The 20755-nt window shown below is 54.5% G+C and carries 22 protein-coding genes; 11 read left to right on the top strand and 11 right to left on the bottom strand.

Annotation, left to right across the window (positions count from 1 at the left end):
- Nucleotides 1-4: 4 nt before the first annotated feature.
- From BN3277_RS07430 to BN3277_RS07415, 4 genes are all read right to left on the bottom strand, one after another.
- The gene (locus tag BN3277_RS07430; protein WP_059041618.1) at nt 5-1528 is read right to left on the bottom strand and encodes a spore germination protein; all 1524 of its coding nucleotides are present in this window, start codon (nt 1526-1528) and stop codon (nt 5-7) included.
- 131 nt (nt 1529-1659) lie between these two features.
- Nucleotides 1660-2910, bottom strand: a complete 1251-nt coding sequence (locus BN3277_RS07425; protein WP_059041617.1) for a methyl-accepting chemotaxis protein — start codon at nt 2908-2910, stop codon at nt 1660-1662.
- 135 nt (nt 2911-3045) lie between these two features.
- Complete coding sequence (locus tag BN3277_RS07420; RefSeq protein ID WP_449289969.1) at nt 3046-3861, bottom strand: winged helix-turn-helix transcriptional regulator; 816 nt, start codon at nt 3859-3861, stop codon at nt 3046-3048.
- The gene (locus BN3277_RS07415; RefSeq protein ID WP_059041616.1) at nt 3843-4232 is read right to left on the bottom strand and encodes a Fur family transcriptional regulator; all 390 of its coding nucleotides are present in this window, start codon (nt 4230-4232) and stop codon (nt 3843-3845) included. The genes BN3277_RS07420 and BN3277_RS07415 overlap by 19 nt, the downstream gene beginning before the upstream one ends.
- A gap of 133 nt (nt 4233-4365) precedes the next feature.
- Between BN3277_RS07415 and BN3277_RS07410 the strand changes: the two genes are divergently transcribed.
- Nucleotides 4366-4758, top strand: a complete 393-nt coding sequence (locus BN3277_RS07410; protein WP_059041615.1) for a YczF family membrane protein — start codon at nt 4366-4368, stop codon at nt 4756-4758.
- On the opposite strand, the gene BN3277_RS07405 is transcribed toward BN3277_RS07410, so the two are convergent.
- The 3 genes from BN3277_RS07405 to BN3277_RS07395 are packed head-to-tail and all read right to left on the bottom strand — an operon-like array spanning nt 4675 to nt 8655.
- Complete coding sequence (locus BN3277_RS07405; RefSeq protein WP_059041614.1) at nt 4675-5778, bottom strand: GerAB/ArcD/ProY family transporter; 1104 nt, start codon at nt 5776-5778, stop codon at nt 4675-4677. The two genes, BN3277_RS07410 and BN3277_RS07405, sit on opposite strands and share 84 nt — an antisense overlap.
- 14 nt (nt 5779-5792) lie before the next feature.
- Nucleotides 5793-7004, bottom strand: a complete 1212-nt coding sequence (locus BN3277_RS07400; RefSeq protein ID WP_059041613.1) for a Ger(x)C family spore germination protein — start codon at nt 7002-7004, stop codon at nt 5793-5795.
- The gene (locus tag BN3277_RS07395; protein WP_059041612.1) at nt 6991-8655 is read right to left on the bottom strand and encodes a spore germination protein; all 1665 of its coding nucleotides are present in this window, start codon (nt 8653-8655) and stop codon (nt 6991-6993) included. The genes BN3277_RS07400 and BN3277_RS07395 overlap by 14 nt, the downstream gene beginning before the upstream one ends.
- Before the next feature lie 183 nt (nt 8656-8838).
- Here BN3277_RS07395 and BN3277_RS07390 point away from each other — a divergent pair, with 183 nt between their 5' ends.
- From BN3277_RS07390 to BN3277_RS07375, 4 genes are all read left to right on the top strand, one after another.
- A complete protein-coding gene (locus BN3277_RS07390) occupies nt 8839-10407 on the top strand; it encodes an FAD-dependent oxidoreductase (RefSeq protein WP_059041611.1) in 1569 nt (522 codons plus the stop codon).
- A 191-nt stretch (nt 10408-10598) separates the two neighbouring features.
- Nucleotides 10599-10925 carry a PadR family transcriptional regulator gene (locus BN3277_RS07385; protein WP_059041610.1) on the top strand — a complete coding sequence of 109 codons (327 nt, stop codon included), beginning with the start codon at nt 10599-10601 and terminating at the stop codon, nt 10923-10925.
- A complete protein-coding gene (locus BN3277_RS07380) occupies nt 10922-11557 on the top strand; it encodes an HAAS signaling domain-containing protein (protein ID WP_059041609.1) in 636 nt (211 codons plus the stop codon). Before BN3277_RS07385 ends, BN3277_RS07380 begins: the two co-directional genes overlap by 4 nt.
- Entirely contained in the window at nt 11554-12504 is a 951-nt protein-coding gene (locus tag BN3277_RS07375; protein WP_059041608.1) for a DUF4097 family beta strand repeat-containing protein, read from the top strand. Before BN3277_RS07380 ends, BN3277_RS07375 begins: the two co-directional genes overlap by 4 nt.
- A 47-nt stretch (nt 12505-12551) precedes the next feature.
- On the opposite strand, the gene BN3277_RS07370 is transcribed toward BN3277_RS07375, so the two are convergent.
- From BN3277_RS07370 to BN3277_RS07360, 3 genes are all read right to left on the bottom strand, one after another.
- Complete coding sequence (locus tag BN3277_RS07370; RefSeq protein ID WP_059041607.1) at nt 12552-13307, bottom strand: amino acid ABC transporter ATP-binding protein; 756 nt, start codon at nt 13305-13307, stop codon at nt 12552-12554.
- Nucleotides 13308-13322: 15 nt separating this feature from the next.
- Nucleotides 13323-13991 carry an amino acid ABC transporter permease gene (locus BN3277_RS07365; protein ID WP_059041606.1) on the bottom strand — a complete coding sequence of 223 codons (669 nt, stop codon included), beginning with the start codon at nt 13989-13991 and terminating at the stop codon, nt 13323-13325.
- Between the two features lie 62 nt (nt 13992-14053).
- A complete protein-coding gene (locus BN3277_RS07360; protein WP_059041605.1) occupies nt 14054-14908 on the bottom strand; it encodes an amino acid ABC transporter substrate-binding protein in 855 nt (284 codons plus the stop codon).
- Between the two features lie 435 nt (nt 14909-15343).
- Here BN3277_RS07360 and abc-f point away from each other — a divergent pair, with 435 nt between their 5' ends.
- Nucleotides 15344-16978, top strand: coding sequence for a ribosomal protection-like ABC-F family protein (gene abc-f, locus BN3277_RS07355; protein WP_059041604.1), 1635 nt, complete (start codon nt 15344-15346; stop codon nt 16976-16978).
- Between the two features lie 95 nt (nt 16979-17073).
- On the opposite strand, the gene BN3277_RS25485 is transcribed toward abc-f, so the two are convergent.
- Nucleotides 17074-17256 carry a hypothetical protein gene (locus BN3277_RS25485; RefSeq protein ID WP_148500996.1) on the bottom strand — a complete coding sequence of 61 codons (183 nt, stop codon included), beginning with the start codon at nt 17254-17256 and terminating at the stop codon, nt 17074-17076.
- Between BN3277_RS25485 and BN3277_RS07350 the strand changes: the two genes are divergently transcribed.
- From BN3277_RS07350 to BN3277_RS07330, 5 genes are all read left to right on the top strand, one after another.
- Nucleotides 17255-17935, top strand: a complete 681-nt coding sequence (locus tag BN3277_RS07350) for a DNA-3-methyladenine glycosylase family protein (RefSeq protein WP_059041603.1) — start codon at nt 17255-17257, stop codon at nt 17933-17935. The genes BN3277_RS25485 and BN3277_RS07350 overlap by 2 nt on opposite strands.
- Nucleotides 17936-18028: 93 nt before the next feature.
- Entirely contained in the window at nt 18029-19327 is a 1299-nt protein-coding gene (locus tag BN3277_RS07345; RefSeq protein ID WP_059041602.1) for an ArnT family glycosyltransferase, read from the top strand.
- Nucleotides 19324-20049 (top strand): glycosyltransferase family 2 protein, encoded by a 726-nt coding sequence (locus BN3277_RS07340; protein ID WP_059041601.1) that lies wholly within the window; start codon nt 19324-19326, stop codon nt 20047-20049. Before BN3277_RS07345 ends, BN3277_RS07340 begins: the two co-directional genes overlap by 4 nt.
- Nucleotides 20049-20402 (top strand): DUF2304 domain-containing protein, encoded by a 354-nt coding sequence (locus tag BN3277_RS07335; protein ID WP_059041600.1) that lies wholly within the window; start codon nt 20049-20051, stop codon nt 20400-20402. Before BN3277_RS07340 ends, BN3277_RS07335 begins: the two co-directional genes overlap by 1 nt.
- On the top strand, nt 20386-20733 hold the full coding sequence (locus tag BN3277_RS07330) for an EamA family transporter (RefSeq protein ID WP_059041599.1): 348 nt from the start codon (nt 20386-20388) through the stop codon (nt 20731-20733). Before BN3277_RS07335 ends, BN3277_RS07330 begins: the two co-directional genes overlap by 17 nt.
- Nucleotides 20734-20755 lie beyond the last annotated feature (22 nt).

Here is a 20755-nt window from a genome sequence, read left to right as displayed (position 1 = left end):
GCGCTCACCATCCTTCATTGGAGTCGCTTCCCATCGGGCGGGTTTTGCCGATTCGGCGAACATTGCCGCGGGTTGCGTCGGAAGGCCGCTTGTTCATCTTCCACATCGGCACCCTGCTGAAAATGTCCTTCATATCCGTTGCGTCGTAGGGGGCCACCCCGTTCATGTAAGGGACGCCAAACGATTTCAACTGCGTCAGATGAACGACGATCCAAATCGCCCCGATCACGATGCCAAACAATCCAAACGCGCTGGCCAGCAGCATGATCGGAAAACGCAGCATCCGAACCGTCACCGCAAGACTAAACCGGGGAATGGTAAAGGATGCAATCCCGGTCAGCGAGACGACGATGACCATCGGCGCGGAGACGATTCCGGCCTGGACCGCCGCTTGGCCGATGACCAGTGCGCCCAGGATACTCACCGCCTGCCCCACAGTCTTCGGCAGCCGGATGCCGGCTTCCCGCAACGCTTCAAAGGAAATTTCCATGATGAAGGCCTCCACCAAAGCGGGGAACGGAATCGCTTCCCGGGAGGCCGCGATGCTTAAAATGAGGGTCGAAGGCAGCATATCCTGGTGGAATGTCGTCACCGCAATGTACAAGCTGGGCAGAAACAAGGCCAAGAATAGGAAAAAGATGCGAATCCAGCGGATCATATTGCTGATAAAAAACCGTTCGTAATAATCCTCGCTTGCCTGCAGCAGTTGCCATAACGTTACCGGTGCGATCAGGACAAACGGCGTCCCGTCCACAAAAATGGCGATCCTTCCCTCCAACAGCTGCGCGGCGACCGAGTCGGGCCGCTCGGAGTATTGCATCTGCGGAAACGGGGAGGACGGGTTATCCTCAATCCATTCCTCAATGTAGCCGGACTCCAAGATTCCGTCGATATCGATGCTCTCCAGCCGGTCCTTCACATCATTAATCAGCTTTTCCTCGGCTACACCGTCGATGTAAGCCATCGCAACATCCGTCTTGGTCATCTTTCCGATGACCATATCGATTAGCTTCAGCTTCTCTGTTTTGATTTTGAACCGGACCAAGGCGGTATTAATCCGCAGTGATTCGGTGAAGCCTTCGCGCGGACCTCGGATCACCGCTTCGGTCTGCGGTTCCTGGACGCTTCGCCGCGAACCGCCCTTTACGCTAAACAGAAGCACCTCTTCCATGCCTTCCATAAAGATGGCGACGTTTGCCGTCAGCACCCCGTTAATCACCGTTGGCCAATCGGTAGTGGCCTGCGCTTGGCTTAGGGAGACCCTTGTGAACGATAATGGATAAATGTCCTGGCCGACTTCTTTTTGTTGGTCCAGTCCCTCAATCAACGGACGCAGGATGTGCTGCTGAACGTCCTCGACTTTAATGATCCCTTCGATATACACAAGCAGACCGCGGATTTCCTCGGTTAATTGGATCTCACGGTAAACGACATCGGAGCAGTCCTGGAATACGCTTTTTACTTGCTTGACGTTCTCCGCCAGATCACGGCTAATTTTGTTCTCTTCTTTTCGTTCTTTGGTCTTCATGGGAACACTCCTTGCCGCTCTGCCACTTCATGGTTGATATGATGTAGAATGTACCATTTTGGAAAATCTATGTAGACAAAATAAGCTCCCCGGCGTCAAGCCGGAGAGCTGAAGAGAACTCAGGTATGAAGTTAGTTCCGGTCCACTTGAAACTTGTCCACGATGGCTTTCATTTGCTCGGCCATCCGGGAAAAATCGGCTGCGGAGGTCGCGATCTGCTCAATCGAAGCGAGCTGTTCTTCGGCTGCCGCGGATACCGTCTGCGTTTGGCTGACAAGTTCTTCGGATAACCGTTGATTTTCCTTAATGGAATTCATAACGAGTTCAGTCCCGTGGGTCATCCCCTTCGCACTCGCCACGATCCCCTCCATCTTCTCAGCGGCGCTGCGCACCGCCTTGCGAATCCGTGAGAAGGAACGGCCGGAAGTATCGACGGCGAGAATTCCTTCATGCACACCTTGCTTGGCGTCCTCCATAGAAACGACCGCCCGCTCGACCTCGGCCTGCACGCTGCTGATCAATTCGGCAATCTGCTTCGCGGATTGCTCGGATCCCTCCGCCAGCTTGCGCACCTCCGACGCTACCACCGCAAACCCCCGGCCTTCCTCGCCGGCCCGTGCCGCTTCGATCGAGGCATTTAACGCCAGTAGATTGGTTTGCTGGGCGATGCCTGTAATGACTTCGACGATCCCTCCGATATTCGCGGTATGCTCACCCAACGTCTGGATCACCTCTCCCAGCTCATCCACCGTTTGCTGAATGCGTTCCATTTTCTCAACGACGCTCAACACGGAAGAGTTCCCTTCCTCGGCAGCAACCGTCGTTTTCTCCATCGTTTCGCTAACGGTATCCATTTGCTCCGCCATGATGCTCGCATGTTGGGACACCTCGCCCATACTATCGGCTCCGGCTTCAAGCTCCGCATGCTGACGTTCGCTGCCCGCTGCGATCTCCTGGATGGCTGTCGTCACTTGCTCAAGTGTTTGGGTCGTTTGTTCCGTTCCGGCCGTCAGCTGCTTGGATGAGGTGACGACCTGGTTCGTTGTATCCCGAACACTCACGATCATGCCTCGAAGCTCGTCCGCCATCCGCTGAATCTGGCTCGCCAACGCACCGATTTCATCCGGTCGGTTTAAGCCGTCAACCCGTTGAGTCAAATCCCCTTCACGGATTTGGCGAGTCGTTTCCGTGATGCGGTCCAGCGGGACGGCGAACATCCGAATCAATACCCAGGCTGCCAAGCCCCCTATCCCCATGGATATGCCCGTCATCAGGTACCAGGTTGGTCCGACTTCACCCTTCAGTGCCCCTTCTAGAATGCAGGGGATCAACGCCACAATTACCGTAGTCACGATCAGGGTTAGCCTTACGCGCTTTTTCATAGCAGACCCTTCCTTCTTTTCATATAATAATAGGTTTATAGCCTAAATTATACTCGGTCCTCCAAGAATTGAATATAGATGCAAAAAACCGTTTGTCGTATAGACAAACGGTTTTCCTTCAGGTTAGGGCACGGATTAATCGGCCAGCCGATACCCCACACCGCGAACGGTGGTAATGTATGTTGGGTTGGCCGCGTTGTCCCCCAACTTCTTGCGCAGACTCTTAATATGAACATCAACGACATTGCTGCCGCCCAGGAACGAAGTCCCCCATACCTCGGATAACAACTCTTCCCGAGACAACACGGTTCCTTCCTGCTCCAAAAGCTTGATCAGCAGCTCGTATTCCGTTTTGGTCAGTTCAATTTTGACGCCGCTCCGGTACACCGCCATCTTCTTGCGGTCGATCCATAAATCTTTGAAGATGGCTGGTGAAGTGCCGGCGAGCAACCGGGATGACAATGGCCGAGGCCCGCTGTTCCGGATAATTCGTTGCGCATGGTAAACAATCTCCATTGGCCGAGCCGGCCAAACCAAGAGTTCTTGATTCATCAGGCCGTGATCCAGCTGGCCCAACATGGATTCCTTCACAAGCAGGAGCGAAGGCGTTCCGCCAGTTTCCTGTCCCACCAGCGAACGAATCGCCGCCGTCTCCTCGCCTTCCCGGTAGGAGGTCAGATCAAAGATCAGCAAGTCCGCGGCCAGAGCGTTGCGAATGCCTTGCTCCAAATGGTGGAACACGAGGACGTCAAAACAGCTCTCCGACAAGTCGCGTACCAGTTCATGAACATCGCTGGGGAATGGACTGATCAGAATCACCCGCTGCGTCACCGGACAGGCGATCCTTCCTGCTTCCAGCTCCTCGTGCTCGGCAACTTCTACGCCGGGCGGCCGGCGAAAAGGCACGGTTGTCCCGGAAACCCCTTCTCGGATCACTTCTTCTGCTGACAAGTTGGACACACCCCCCCGAATACGACATGAGCATGATGGACATCGTAGCCCGTTTCCTTCGCTACAGTCCGGTTCCACTCCTCAGGCACATGAGACATCACCTCATCCACCCGTCCGCAAACCTCGCATAAGATATGCTGGTGATCATCCAGCTTCGCGTCATATCGGCTGGCCGCCTCGCCCAGCTTCAATTCGCGAATCAGCTCCTTATCGGTCAAATACCGCAGCGAATTGTAGACCGTGCCGTAAGCGAAGTTGTATCCTTGTTCCACCAGGCGGTTCATCACTTCCGCCGCCGTCGGATGATCGTTAGCATTGCGAACGACATCGTAAACCGCTTGACGTTGCGTCGTCAAATTTAAAGATTTCATCTATCATCAATCCCTGCAGTTGTTTTTAGAATTAGTATAAGTCTTATTTTATTATCCGTCAATTCCTTGGCATCCCGATTCCCTGCATGTTCCATCCGCCTTTCCCCCATAATATAGCAAGGAGGCGATTCCTTTGCTGATCCAAAAATATCTGATTACCCTCTTCATCGCCGCGCTCGCCATCGGGTATAACGTTGGGGTGGATTTGCTGATCGGGCTCCCTTGGAATAATTTCATGATTAACTGGAATTATTCACTGACTGATCCCTCCGAACAGATTGCGGCTTATCTCCTGGTTCTGTTGCTGGTAGCACCGGATCTTCTGCATCTCCTAAGCCACAAATCGAAGGGGAACGGGCAAAACTCCGGTAAAGGGCAGGCCTCTCATGGGGGGGCTCTGTCAACCACGACCGATACAGATTCCTCCACGGCTCTTGATGAATCAGGCTCCGGCCTGCCGACGGGAGCGCAATCGGTAAATCAAGGCGGCAACAATCAGGGCGGCGGGCAGAACAACGTAAAATAGAGGATCCATCATATACAGCACCTGTCCGCCTTTTTTTACATGTTCACTATAGTTTCGGGCGATGGTGAGGGAAGAGAAGAGCACGATCAAAGCCAGCGGGTACAGAATTTTCCGATAGGGGATGTTCATGAGGTCAGAGACGCTGATCACGGCCGCATAGAAGTAGACCGATATTTTAAAAAAGTCGCCGATGATCAGCACCATCACCACCAAGATGTCCATCCGTTGAATAAAATCAGCGATAGAAGCTTTTCCGACCATCGTTAATAACGGAAAAATCGAACGTTCGGCAATCTCCGCACCAAGCACCGAAATCGTAATCGCCATCGCTGCCGATAAAATGAGGCCGGATAGCAATACGGACATCAAACCAGCCCGAGTCCCCGCTTTCTGATTGTTCAAATACGGCATGAGCGCGGTGAAGCAGATGATTTCCCCAAACGGAAATTGATAATTTTGGCGATAGACGGATGTGAGCACCGGCTGAAATCCATGGCTCAGCACCGGCAATAGCCGGGTGAAGTCCATGATACCGGAGAACACCACCAGCAGCAAAATAATGATTCCGATCAGGACCACAACCCAGAGAAGGATAAATGCCGTTCGAGCCAGCACCTCGATCCCTTTGTGCAGCACGTAAACGATCGTCAGCATCATCATCATGTTCGTAATGAACAGCGGAGTTTCCTTCAGGGTCGAGGCAAGAACGAGCAACCCCCCGTCCATTAAATCGCGGGTGGCTTTATTCATAAAAAATGCTGTATAGGCGAAGCCGATCGCCCCGCCGACATATTTGCCGTACAGAATCCGACTGTATTGGCTAGGCAGCTTATCCGGGAAGGTATTGTAGAGGAAGGCGTAGCCCAGGTAGAGCACCGCCCCGATCACCATCCCGGACAGAACGGCGATCCAGGCATCCTTGCCCGCCTCCATTCCCAAATTGACAACCAGGGCGGTCCCAAGCTGAAACAAGACAAGCAGGGAGAAAAATTGCAGCGGACTGAGCTTTGTCGTTTCCATGCGGATCTAGCCTCCTATTCCTTTTTCATATCGTATTTGAAGGAACGGTCTCTCATTTGGGAGTTGCGGATAATCGAGTCCACGTGATACTCGACCTCCAGCTTGGGAAAAAGGTCGGGCCATTTCCCTTTTAAATGCTTCCATGCCTTTGGATGCTGGCGTTCCAGCGTTTGTCCGAAACCAAAGATGTCGCAGTTCAGGGACTGCGCCTTCTTAACAGACGACTTCATCCGTTTGAGAATTTCCTCGTTGACGTAAACCTCCAGCTCATTTAAAGCTTTCGGGTCACGCAAGTCGATGGTGCTGTTCATTTCTCGAACCGACAGCTGGGCCGTCACCTTCACGACGACAACGGGATGCTCCGGATCTTTGAGCACCACCTGTGTCGAGGTTTTGCTTCTACGCACGTCCAGCGAGAGTTCTCCCAGATCGTCCGGTGTGATCACGATAGACGTCTTGTCGAGGATGCCTTTGATCCAGATCAGCCCTAAGCTTTCCTCCTCATTTAGCCACCCCTTCAGCCGATCCCCTTTAAACAAAGCCATATTGGACATGCGAACAAGCCCAAGGTTGTCCGTCTTTTCCAGGTTGCTTTTCTTCCGAACCTCCTCGACGCTCCCCAAAATCTCAACACCGTTAATAATCGGTCCCGAATTAGGGACAAGGATATCCCGAATCAAGTCATCCACTTCCACAGGATAGTTGGCGCCGAACTCCTGAGAGGTCATTTCGGTTTTTTGGGCCAACGTATAAGCTGAAATTTTGCCCATGGCGGATAGCCCAGCCAAGATATCGTGAGCCTTAACCCCATTTTTTGCTACATAGATTCTGGCCGTAAGCCGAATATCCGAATCGCGATCCAAAAAATCAAGGATATCGGAAATCCCTTGCCGGGCCAGTTCCTCGGACATGACCACGATCCGTACATGGGCCGTCGACATCAGCCGCGGGACCAAAAGCGAAGCTTTGCGGATCGCCTCTATAATTGACCGCCCCCGAGCGGAGTAAACCATCGTCGGGGTAGCTCCCCTCCCGCTTTTCCCGGAAATCTCGTCGGCAATAATGACTTGAAAGGACACCAGGTAATCCTTCTTGTCCGGGGACAGATCGATTCCGATTCCGGAAACGACAGCCCGCCGGTTTAATTCTTCCGCATCCCAGCAGCCGGACAGGGGCAGGATGGCGCATAGCATCGCCAGCAGCAACATCCCCTTAACTTTCTTCATTGGGTTCCGCCTTCTTTCCCTGACCGGATTTGCCCCCGCCGCTTTGCTCTTGGCCCTCCTGCCCCTCGACGGACTGCCCCTGTGCCGATGGACCGGCACCCATCGGTTCGATTTCCCCTGTTTTCCTCATATCCCGTTGGCTTGAGGACATCAGCGGTTTCCAGCCGTGCATCCAGATCGGTAACCGCAGGATCGCATCCTTTTGAGCCTGTGGCACGAACGGGCTAAACGGGGACAGATAAGGAACACCAAAGGAACGAATACTGTTCATATGCGCAATCAACATGATCAACCCCAGCGTGATCCCATAAAAGCCAAACAACCCGGCTAGAAACAAAAAGTAGAATCGAAACAACCTGCCGGCGATCGATAGGTTATACGAGGGTAAGGCAAAGCTCGCGATTCCCGTCAGCGCCACAACGATGACCATGATCGGCGTGATGATCCCCGCTTCGACAACCGCCTGCCCCAGGATCAACGCGCCAACGATCGAGACGGTTTGACCGATCGCCCGCGGCATTCGCACCCCTGCCTCGCGTAAAATCTCAAAAACAACCTCCATAATTATAGCCTCCACAAACGCAGGAAACGGTACCCCCTCGCGCTGCGCCATTAAGCTGACCAACAGCAGCGTGGGAATCATTTCATAATGGAAGGTGGTCAGTGCCACATAGACCGCCGGACCCAACAGCAAGATGACAAAGCAGATATAACGGATGATGCGCATCAGAATGCTGATGTCAAAGCGTTGGGCGTAATCCTCCGGCGATTGCAAGAATTGGGCAAATACCGTCGGCAGAATCAGCGTGTACGGCGTACCGTCAACGAGGACCACCACTCGCCCTTCCAGCAGGTTCCCGGCGGCCACATCGGGCCGTTCCGTATTATAGACTGTTGGAAAAGGGGTAATCGTCTTGTCCTGAATAAACTCCTCGATATAGGCGGACTCCAAAACGCCGTCGATTTGGATCCCTTTGAGTCGGCGGCGGATCTCCGCTACCAGTTCCGGATCCGCACTGCCTTTCATATACATCATCGCGACATGGGTGTGGGTCACAGAGCCGATTTTCATCGATTCCAGCCATAGATCGGGGGATTTAATGCGCCGCCGAATCAGCGAGATGTTGGTCGCGATCGATTCCACGAAGCTGTCTTTGGGCCCGCGCACCACCAATTGCGAGGTTGGCTCGTTGACCGCCCTCCATTCCCCGCCCGCTGTACCGGAGACGATCCCTTGGTCGCTGCCCTCGACTAGCAGCACGGTGTCCCCCGATAGAACCGCCATCATGATATCGTTCCATTCCTTCACGACGGAGGTCTCTCCCAGGCTTAAGGCATCCTCGAGGATATATTTCATCAGGCGGTCGGGAGGATACTTGTTGACCTTATCGGGATCCAGCCCGATTAAGGGCTTAATGACGAAATTATTGATCATTTGCTGGTTGCTGAGCGCATTCAGGTAAACGATCGCCGCCTTGACGGGAGCCGGAACGGGGCCGCCGAGTTTGAGATGGCGAATCACGATATCGGGACTATGACCGGATTCCGCGACGATGCGCTCCAGCATTTGCTGCAAATCGCCAGTCATCTGTGGTTGTCCATTGCTCTTCTTCTGCCGGTCAGAGCGGCCTCGGGATGATTGGCGCAGCATGTCAGCAACTCCTGTTCTGCAGTTCTTGTCCCCATTATTTGCTTTTCTTGCCTTTTTCATGCGACATGAATCGACATCACCGCAAACGACAATCTTGTGGTTTTTCTGGTCTGGAGCGGGAAATAATGTATCTGACACGGCTCCCTAGTTTAAGGAAAAAAATAGGACAGGAGGAAGCCTAAAATGGAGGACAACCCCTTTATGTCCGGCGGACTTCCAAGGTTTCCGGAATCGATGTGGCGTCAAACGACATCGTTGCCGAACTTTGGCAAGTTGAACGAGGACATGGAGACAGAAGTCGCCGTGGTGGGCGCCGGGATTACCGGAATCACCACCGCTTATTTGTTGGCGCAAGCCGGAGTGAAGGTCACGATCCTGGAGGCGGGTACCATCTTGGACGGCACGACCGGGTATACGACGGCTAAAATCACCGCTCAACATGGGCTGATTTACGACAAGCTGATGAACCATTTTGGCGAGGAAGGCGCAAAGTTATATTTTGAAGCCAATGAAGAAGCGCTGCGTTGGATCGCTGAGACGGTAAAGGAACGCAAAATCGAGTGCCAGTTCCAACCGGAGGATGCTTATCTGTATGCCGATTCGGATGAGCAACTCCACAAGCTGGAGGCCGAGTGGCGAGCTTATGAGCGATTGGGGCTTCCTGCGGAGTGGCGGGACTCCCTCGATTTGCCGCTGCAAGCCAAAGGAGCCATTTTGATGAAAAATCAGGCCCAATTCCACCCGCTTCACTTCGTGACCGAATTGCTGGCCTATGTTACATCTCACGGAGGCGCCGCCTACGAGAAAACGACGCTGCAGGATGCCGCCGAACCGGAGCCGGACGGACGGCTTCGCCTAACCACGGAAGATGGCCGCCATATCGTATGCCGCCACGCGGTATCCGCCTCCCATTATCCGTTTTTTGACGGAAGGGGATTGTTTTTCACCCGGCTGCATGCCGAACGTTCGTATGTCGTTGCGATCGAGCCGGAGAAGGAATACCCCGGAGGGATGTATATTAACAGCGGTTCCCCAACGCGCTCTCTCCGTTCGGCAGAACTGAACGGGAAACAGGTGGTCCTTGTCGGCGGCGAGTCGCATAAAACCGGCAAAAACGACTGCACAATTCAGTCTTACGAAACCCTGGAGAAATTCGGACGGAACGTGCTGGGGATCCGATCGATTCCGTTCCGCTGGTCGGCCCAGGACCTAGTCACCCTCGACGGAGTTCCTTATATCGGCCGGATTACGTCAAACCATCCGAATATCTACCTTGCTACAGGGTTCTACAAGTGGGGGATGACGACCAGCGCGTTGTCCGCGATGATGATCCGCGATCTCATCCTGGAGAAGGAAAACCGCTATACCGAGCTGTTTACGCCTTCCCGGTTTAAAGCGGACCCTTCGATCAAGCATTTCGTGACGCAGAACGCGGACGTAGCTAAGGAGTTCGTGACCGGCAAAATTGAACTCGTCCATCTAAAACCGGAGGATCTGGTCCCCGGCCAAGGTGGTGTGGTGAAGCACCAAGGCAAACGCGCCGGAGCTTACCGCGACGAGGACGGCCTGCTCTATCTGGTGGATACGACCTGCACCCATATGGGCTGTGAGGTCAAATGGAACGAAGCCGAGCGCTCGTGGGACTGCCCATGCCACGGGTCCAGATTCGATTACAAGGGCGAAGTGATCGAAGGACCGGCCACCGAGTCGCTTCCTCGTCTTCGTCGCCAACCCGAGCAAGCGCCAAGTTGAGCAAGTTATTTAAGCGCATCTGTCCAACCTTTTTCCTTAAACCCGAGGAAGCAAGCTGGAACAGATGCCTTTTTTCATTCACTACCTTGCTTTGATCAGTACTGTGTGATATGATGCTTTCATTGATACTAATTAATGTTCAGTACTAGTGAGAATGTACCCCATTCCAGAAGAAACGAGGCGAAGCATGTTTGGATATCAGCATCCAGTTTAAAAAAGGCGCCTTGGAGCTATGCGTGCTGGTGTTGATCCAAGGCCGCGACCGCTACGGCTACGAGCTGGCTCAGTCGGTATCGAAGCACATCGAGGTGGCCGAAGGGGCCCTGTATCCCCTGCTGCGCCGACTGGTCAACGAAGGTTATTGCACGACCTACCTGCAGGAATCCACGGGCGGTCCCCCGCGCAAATACTACAAATTAACACCCGAAGGCGAAGCGTACACCCAGAAACTTGTCGTTGAGTGGAAGCAGTTCGTGCACAATGTTTCGACATTAATCGAGAAAGGAAGCCGTTTATGAATAAAAGCGAGTTTTTGGCGAATCTCCGGGCCCATTTGTCGGTTCTCCCACCGGAGGAGCAAAACGAATTGCTTGAGGATTATGAAGCCCACTTCGCATTTGGGCTGGAGAGCGGACGAACGGAGGAAGATATCGTTCTGGAGCTGGGCGATCCGGCGGAGCTGGCCAAGGAGGCGATCGGTAACCGCTATGTGCCTCGGGAGCATGTGTACTGGTTTGGCGGCGCGGAGCCCGCTCCGGTGCCGGACGCTCCGGCCCCCTCTGCTGCTGCAGGAGTTTACGGGAGCGAAGGCGACATGCGACGGCGCAACAGTTTTGCCAGCGTGATGGTTTACATCGGCCTGTTCTTTCTTAACATTGTCATCATCCCGCCGTTGATCTCCCTCTGGTCGGTTGTCTTCAGCCTAGCTGTTAGTGCTGCCGCCGGAATCCTAAGTCCCCTGCTCCTTGGTCTGGAGTATTTGTGGCATGGGGAAATTTTCACGGCAAAGATATTCGCTTCGGTTGCTGCCGTCGGAATGGGCATTCTGCTCGCCGTCGTCACGCGATATGCATATAAAGGAATGCTCCGGCTGAGCGTTGCTTACTTGCGCTGGAATGTCCGGATGGCAAAAGGGGGTCACCAAGCATGAATACGAAAAAATGGTCGTTTATTGGGATCCTGCTAATATTGGCGGGGTTCGCCGGCATGGCCTACCAGCATTATGATTTCGGCGATCAGTTGCCCGCCCATCAGCAGAAATGGACGTTTGAGCAAGGCGCCTTGAAGCAACTGCTCGTTGACAGCAACTATGACGTTGAACTGGAATTGATCGACAGTCCGGATGGGACGAACTACGTGGAAATCAACGGGAAAATGAATCGGAAAACGATCGACACGCTGAAAGCGACGAAGATGTCGGGAGATACGCTAACGCTGGACCTGCAGGAGGAGTTCGATTGGTCCTTCTTCTCGGTGAGCTTTCAGTCCACCAAGCAGCAAATCACTGTCGCACTTAGCGACAAGGGGGCACTGAACCGCATCGCTTACAAGTCCAGTTCCAGCAACGGGACGTTCCGCGGTCTTCGTGCCGGAGATATCGATTTGGCCATCGACTCAGGGAATCTTCGTGTGGAGAATGCCAGCGCGGAACAATTAAAATTAACTTCTACGTCTGGAAATATTACGGCCGAGAATATTCAGGGGAATACGGAGATCCAGCTGACTTCAGGCGGCATCCGCATCAATACGCTACAAGGCGACTTGATCGCGAAATCGACCTCCGGCAACATCACCGCCAAACAGGTCAAAGGGACCGTCCAAGCTATGGTTAGCTCCGGGAATATCCGGTTTGAACAGTTTACGGGCGACGGAAGCTTTAAGTCCACCTCAGGGAATATTACCTTGGCCGATCAACGCTCTGATAACCTGGACATTTACGTAGGCTCCGGCAATGCAACGTTGTCGACCGATGCCGAGTTCAAGGGTTACTATGACCTGCATACGGCTAGCGGAAGCACTACCGCGCCGGATTCGCCGCGACAAACGCAGGATCTGATCAAGGTCCGGGCGACTTCCGGTAACATTCGCATTCGCTAATACCATAAGAGGGGCCGGAGTTCTTGTGAACTCCGGCCCCTCTTGATTTATTCGATTTCCCGTTGCGTAATCCGGTTCAGGAACGACCGGGCCCGCTCGCTGGACGGATGATTCAGCACCTGGTCCGGCGTCCCTGATTCGATGATCTTCCCTTCGTCCATAAGCACCACCCGATCGGCCACCTCGGCCGCGAACTTCATCTCATGGGTAACGACAACCATCGTCCGCCCCTCGAGGGCGATCTCCTTCATCACCTTCAGCACCTCGCCGACCAACTCGGGATCCAGCGCCGAGGTGGGCTCGTCAAAGAGCAACACGTCCGGGCTCATGGCCATGGCCCGCGCAATCCCGACCCGCTGTTGTTGCCCGCCTGACAGCTGATGCGGATAGAAATCGGCCCGGTCGCCAAGCCCCACCTTATTCAACAGCTCCAAAGCAATTTGTCGCGCGTCGGTCTTGCTCTTTTTCAACACCTGGACCTGGGCTTCCATCACGTTCTGAAGCGCCGTCATATGCGGGAATAAATAATACGCCTGAAACACCATACCGGTCTTTTTGCGCAGAGCCAGCACTTCGCTTGGCTTCGGCTTTCGCCCATCCCTAAATTCCAGCTGAACATCGCGAATCCGGAGCGTTCCACTCGTTGGGGTCTCCAGCAAGTTTAAGCAGCGCAGCAGGGTGGTCTTCCCCGAGCCGGAAGGCCCGATGATCACCATCACTCGGCCTTGCTCAACCTCAAGATCCACCCCTTTTAACACTTCTTGTGTGCCAAACGATTTATGCAGATTGTGAACTCGTATCATGAATGCCAATCCTCCTTATCGGGCGGTGAAGCGGTCTAGCCGCTTCTCCAGTCGATTTTGCAGCGCCGATAGGATGGTGCTGAAGAATAGATAAATCAGGCCTGCCTCGGTATAAACAATCAACGGTTCATAGGTCGTTGACGTGATTTGTTGGGCGGTACGGAACATCTCGGTATACGTCACGGTAGCGGCCAGCGAGGTATCCTTAACCAGACTGATAAAGGAGTTGGCTAACGGCGGCACTGAAACCCGCGAAGCCTGCGGCAGGATGATGCGCCGCAGCGCCTGCAGCCGGGTCATGCCCAACGAATAAGCCGCTTCCCATTGACCTTCGTGAATCGACAGAATCGCCGCACGCACGATTTCCGAGCCATACGCGCCAACGCTGAGCGTAAAACCGATAACCGCCGCCGGGAACGGATCCAGAATAATCCCGATGGACGGAAGGCCGTAAAAGATAATAAAAAGCTGCACCAGCAGCGGCGTCCCGCGAATGATCCATACGTAGAATCTGGCGAGCTGCCGCAGTGGCCCGATGCTCGATAACCGCGCAAGGGCGGTCAGAACCGCCACCGCCAGCCCCAGCGCAAATGAGATTAAGGTCAATGGAACTGTAAAAGCCACCCCCGCTTTTAGCAGGGGCAGAAAAGAGTCCACGATAATATTCCAAATGCGTTCATCCATCGCTCAAGCATCCTTTTCCGAAGGAAGCGGCCCTCCCGGGCCGCCTCCGATAGTTGAAGTGCTTATTTCGATACGTCTTCCCCGAAATATTTCTCCGAGATTTTCAAGTAGGTCCCGTCGGACTTCATTGCCGACAGCGCCTCGTTCACCGCTTGTACCAGCTCTTCGTTGCCTTTGTTAAACAAAGCTGCGCTCTCCGCCGCATCCGGCATTTCGTCTACGACCTTCAGCTTCACGTCCGGTCTTTGCTTCTTCAAATCCAGGAAGGACAAACCGTCGTTGACCGTCGCGTCAATCCGTTTGGACAATAACAGGTCGATCGCCTGGTTAAAGCCTTCCGTCGCAACGATTTCCGCCCCGTTCTCCTTAGCGATATCCGTCAGGTTGCTAGTCAGCGATTGTCCGGCTTTCTTGCCTTTCAGGTCCGCGAAGACCTTGATGTCCTCGTTGTCTTCCGGCACGATCAGCACCGCACGAGATACGATATAAGAATCCGAGAAGTCGTATTTCTCCTTGCGGTCATCGCGGATCGTCACTTCGTTGAATACCGCGTCAAACCGCTTGGCATCCAGTCCGGCAAAAATGCCGTCCCACGGCGTCTCGATAAATTCAGCCTCCACGCCCAGGCGCTTCGCAACCTCTTCTGCGATCTCCACGTCGAAGCCGGTCAGCTTGCCGTCCTTATCATGGAACGTAAACGGTGCGTACGTGCCTTCCGTCCCAATCCGCAGCTTGCCGCTGGCTTTCACGGATTCTAGCAAATTGGACTCCGCCGGCTGCTCGTTGGCTGCATTCCCAGCACTTCCTTGGTCAGCGCCTGCATTGCCCGTCGCCTGATTATTTGAATTATTGTTGCCGCAAGCTGCAACCAGTACAGTCAGCACCAGCGTCAACAGCAGTAAACTCCATTTTTTCATTGAATCCATCCCCCGTCTATCTAATTGTTTTTAATTCCCTATAAAATCACTAGGTTTAATTGAATATTACACAGATCGCCATGGATCGTCAAATGTTTTTTTGTTCCTTTAGTATGCTCAATAGAGCAACACTTGATTTCCCAGAAATTAACGCATATAATTGTCGTAATTATTTCGTGAAGGAGGTGGGTAGAGTGGATCGCAAATTTGCGTGGAGTCGAGTGAGCCAACTGCCGATGGCAATGTTTGGCAATGTTCATGCAGCAGCCGACAACGGGAGAAGTCTGTCCTTTTTCGGAAACTCGATATCCAAACCAATTTGCGAAATGCCGCTCCTACCTTAACCTCACTTACGCGTGAGCTTTGAAGGCAGCAGGATTTCCTGCTGCCTTCTTTTTTTGTAGGATTGGCATGGGACTAAAGGAGAACGAAACCATGATGATCCAGGGTCAAAATATACAGAAGTATTACGGTGCCGAATTGGTGCTGAGCGATGTCACCTTTGAAATTAAGCCGGGCGAGACGGTTGGGCTGATCGGCCGCAACGGCGCAGGCAAGTCCACTCTGATGAAGCTGCTGGCCGGTATCGAGCGGCCGGACCAAGGGCAACTCGCGATACCCAAAAGCGCCCGAATCGGCAACCTGGCGCAAATCCCCGACTATATCCGGGAAGAAACGGTCTATGATGTGCTGCTTGCGGCCTTCGCGGATTTGCGTAGCCATGAGGCGGAGATGCGGCGGCTGGAAGCGGAAATGGCAGGAACCAACGAGGCGGACACGCTGGATGCGCTGCTTCGGCAATATGGCCGACTGCAGGAGGCGTTCGAGCGCGGCGGCGGCTACGAAATTGAAGCATCAATCGCGAGGGTTACCGACGGTCTCGGCATTCCGGAGGAGCAATTCATCCGCCCGTTCGCCTCGTTGTCCGGGGGTGAAAAAACAAAGGTAGGTTTGGCGGTGATTTTGCTGCGGGAGCCGGACCTGTTGCTGCTCGACGAACCCACCAACCATCTGGACATGGCGGCGACGGAGTGGCTTGAGGGATATGTCCGCGCCTTCTCGGGAACCTGCGTGATCATCTCCCATGACCGATATTTCTTGGATGCCGTTGTTGGCAGAATCATTGAGCTGGAGGACGGAGAAGCGTTCACGTACCACGGCAACTACAGCTATTACAAGGAAGAAAAGGAACGCCGGTTGCTGCAGCAGTTCGCCGATTACGAGGAGCAACAGAAGAAGATTAAGAAGATGCAGGAGACCATTAAGCAGCTGATCGAATGGGGCAACCGTTCCAACCCGCCGAATCCCGGCTTTCACCGGCGGGCGGCTTCGATGCAGAAGGCGCTGGATCGTATGGTCAAGCTCAAAAGGCCGATACTGGAACGTAAACGCATCGGTTTGGAGCTCGACCACACGGATCGCTCCGGCAAGGACGCCATCGTCTTGAAAGAGGTGGGCGATGCTCGCGGCGGGCGCCTCTTGTACCGCAGCCTGACCCATACGCTGCGCTATGGTGAGGCAGCCGTGCTGATCGGCGACAACGGTGCCGGCAAGAGCACCCTGCTCAAAAATATCCTGGGCCACGAGCCGCCGCAGGAAGGGGAAGTCCGGCTCGGCTCGCGGATCGAACCGGGCTACTTGGCCCAGCAGGCCGCCCCAGCCGATCATAACGAGACGGTCCTGCAGTATTTCCGCGACGAGATCGGACTCGAAGCGGGCGAAGCCCGCGGGCAGCTGGCCCGCTTCCTGTTCTACGGCGCCGACGTGTTCAAGAAGGTGAGCAGCCTGTCGGGCGGCGAGTGGACGCGGCTTCGGCTGGCGGTGCTGATGCACCGGAAGCCGAACCTGCTAGTGCTTGACGAGCCGACCAACCACCTCGACATCGATTCGCGCGAAGCGCTGGAGGAGGCGCTCGAGGACTACCCGGGCACGCTGCTCGCGGTGTCCCATGACCGCTACTTCATTAATAAAGTAGCGGGGCAGGTGTGGGCGCTGGCGGGCGGCCGCCTGACCGTCACCCTCGGCGGGTACGAGGATTACCGGGCGGAGCTCCCCCCTTGTCTTTTATAAAATTCAGTGGGTGTTAAAGACCGGCCTAGCGGTATTCGGGAGGGTTGTGAGTAACGCGTTGTCCGCCTTTTTTTTCTTTCAGTTCGGGGAAGCCCTTATGTACTCGTTTGCTTCCCGGCACGTTCGCGGCGATGCAGGCACCGGAGGTGGCCTGTGACGCCGCGCGGCTCGCGGAGCTGCAGGAGCGGCGTGACGCCCTGCAGCTCCGCGCCGACGAACTCCTCCAGCAGTACGTCACCCTGCTGGAGGAGCATCCAAACTAAAGGAGGTTGTCCCATGAAACTCGGGAAACCCGTATTCGAGCTGCACCCGAATGAGCCTCGGGTTCAGGCACTGGCCAGCGCCGATCCCCGGATGAGCCGGCTGATCGCCCTGATTGGAAGCCTTGCGACCAAACCGCAAGGCCCCTTGTTCACCGAGCTGGCCCGCTCCATCATCAGCCAGCAGATTTCGGTCAAGGCCGCCTCTACCATTCGCGGCCGGGTGATCGAGTTGGCCGGGGAGCTCGCCCCGGCCGCCCTCTTGGCCCAAAGCGACGCCGACCTGCGGGCCGCCGGGCTGTCCACTTCCAAGGTCGCTTACCTGAAGGATTTAAGCGACAAGGTATTGTCCGGACAGCTGGACCTCGACCGGCTGCAGGAGCTTACCGATGAGGAAGTCATCGCGAAGCTGATTTCCGTCAAAGGCATCGGCCGTTGGTCGGCGGAGATGTTCCTGATCTTCGCCCTGGGCCGGGAGCATGTCGTGTCATACGGCGATGCCGGTCTGCAGCGGGCGGCAAAATGGGTATACGACATGGAGGAGCGGGCCGACCGCAAGTATTTGCAGCAAGCCGCTGCGGGCTGGCCCTCCTATGGCTCGATCGCTTCGCTATATTTGTGGGAGTCCATCAATCAGGGCCATGTCGATTCGGGTGAGACCTTTACCGAACGGGCGGATCGCCTCAAAATAGATTAAGCTTGTCACAGGAATATATTGGATATAATATAAAATGGAAGGAGCTAGTGCCTATTTTTAGATAAAATATCCATGGAGTGGGGTTGAATCGCTGTGTTGTCGTTATCCGAAGTCCGTCGCCCGGTCAAGTGGTACCTGTTCGGTCTGATGGTATTTGTGGGGATTATATCGAGTCTCATCGTCCTGATCTACAACGATTACTTCCTCTTGGGCGACCCGGTCCGCCCGAACAATGATGACGTGAAGTATATTCAGTCCTCTCGTCTTTTGCTGAACGAAGGCGTCCTTGCTTACAATACCAAGGAGGAGCCTTCCGCCTTTATCATGCCCGGGCTGCCGCTGATGCTGTCCGGGTTTATGGCCGTTTTCGGCCAAGAGCAGGGCGGCATCGTCGCCTTCCGCCTCTTCCAGTGTCTTCTGCAAGCATTATGCATCTATCTGATCTTCTGGATCGGCCGGCGAATCTTCAATACTCGTGCGGCATTAATCGCCTGTACGGTGTCCGCCTTATATCCACCCGATTACTTTTCCTCCGGGGTGATCCTCTCAGAAACAACCTTCCGCACGTTGTTGTTGCTGCTCGTCTGCTGTACGATCTTAGCCCAAGAGCGCGGAGGACAAGCCCTGTACATCCTGATCGGCGTCCTTACCGCCGCTGCGGCCTATTTGAAGCCGCACGCCTCTCTATATCCGGCTGTTCTTCTCGTAATCTGGTTGCGGATGAAGCTTCCATGGCGGACGATGCTCAAATATACCCTGCTGATGGGGGTTACTTATGCCCTGTTGCTGACGCCTTGGTGGATCCGCAACTGGGTGACGTTTCATGAATTTATCCTTTTTACCAATTCCGGCGGAAGTCCGTTCCTGCTTGGCACACGTATCCGTTGGCAGCTGCCGCCGGCCGGCTTCTTCGAAGCTTACCCCCAGTACGATCCCAAAACGATATTCGAAGGCGCCGACGCAGCGGCCATCCACAAAGGATTGGACATCCTACGTTACGGTTTTACGCATGAGCCGATGAAATACTTGTATTGGTATACGTTGGGGAGATGGGTGGAGCTGTATTTCCATCCGTTTTATTCGCGTCCGTTTTGGCCGGTCAGCCGCCCGGTGATGAACGTTGCCCAGCAAGTGCTGATGTACGTCAACATGGCTGGCATCTTATGGGCTGTGACAAAGCACCGCCTGAAGCTAGACCGTTTGCTTCCGCTCTTGTTGGCGCTGGCGTATTTCACGCTGATCTACATTCCGTTCGTAGCGTTTAACCGTTACGGTTATCCCAATATGACGCTGCTGATCCTATTCGGATCGTTTTTGCTTGGAGACTTGGCTGCTCGATTCCAGCGCCGACCGCAGGAGCAGTCGACACGAAAGGGGGCGGCCGCCTCATGAATCCGGATCGGTTAAGCATTCTTGTCATTATACCGGCCTATAACGAGGAGGCCAGCATCGGCTTCGTGATTCGGGATGTGCGGAAGTTCGCGCCGGAAGCCGATATCCTCGTGATTAACGACGGATCCTCCGACCGCACGGAGAGCTGTGCCCGGGAAGCTGGAGCCAAGGTGTTGACGCTGCCTTACAATGTAGGCATTGGGGGAGGCATGCAGACCGGTTATCTCTATGCCAAGCAAATGGGCTATGACATCGCCATCCAAATGGACGCCGACGGCCAGCATCCGGCAGAAGAATTGCGCAAGCTGATTGCCGGAGTCGCGGAGCAGGACCTCGTGATCGGCTCCCGATTCCTGGAGACAACGTCCTTCCGGTCTTCCGCGGCGAGGCGGATGGGAATCGCCTTCTTCTCCCGGCTTGTCTCCTGGGTGACCGGCGAACGCTTCACCGATACGACCAGCGGCTTTCGGGCCGCTGGCCGCAAAGTCATCGAGCTGTATGCCTGGTATTATCCAACCGATTATCCCGAAGTGGAATCCATCGTCTACTTGAAACGCCAAGGCTGCAGGATTGCCGAAATCCCGGTTGAAATGCGCCCCCGCACAACCGGACGATCGTCGATCACCCCGTGGCGGTCCGCTTACTATATGGTGAAGGTGACGTTATCCGTACTTATGAGTGCGCTGCGTCGCCCACTTCGCAGGACGGCGGTGACGGAGTAATGGCGATATATGTTTTATCCGTGTTTATTGCCGCCTTGTTCCTCATCTTCGTCCTGGAATTGGTGCGCCGTCAAAAACTTCGAGAGCAGTACTCCCTGCTCTGGATCCTATTCAGCGTAGTTTTGCTGGTCTGCTCGATCAACGTGCATCTCGTCGAGTGGCTTGCCTCCAAGCTGGGCGTAAAATATGCCCCGGCGGTGCTGTTCCTGTTCGGCCTGCTCTTCTGCTTTGCCTTTATTCTACACCTGACGATCGTGATTACCCGATTGACGGCCCAAGTACTGCGCTTAACCCAGGAAATCGTCATCCTTAAAGAACGGGAGGCAGCCGGCGAACATGGACAAAACCATTAGTTATCTGATGCTGCTTGGCAACATCCTGCTGCTCGTAACCGGCCAAGTCCTGTTTAAGATCGGCCTGGGTCGATCCGGAGGACTGCATTGGGGTAAGCTGTTGACCTCGCCGGCGGTGATAAGCGGCGTCGCCTTGTACGGACTAGCTACATTGCTGTGGTTTGCCGTTTTATCCCGCCTTCCGCTGAGTGTCGCTTATCCGCTTCAGGCGTTAGCTTACGTTCTGGCGCTGGTTCCGGCCTACTTCCTGTTCCACGAATCCATCACGCTAACCAAATTAGCGGGTGTTGCCGTCATTTTACTCGGCGTATATCTACTGGCAAAATCCTAAATCATAAAAGGCCTGGTCCCTT

This window comes from Paenibacillus rubinfantis (assembly GCF_001486505.1).
GTDB lineage: Bacteria > Bacillota > Bacilli > Paenibacillales > Paenibacillaceae > Fontibacillus > Fontibacillus rubinfantis.
The sequence above is the reverse complement of the archived record's forward strand: the minus strand, read 5'-3'. Positions and strand labels throughout refer to the sequence as shown.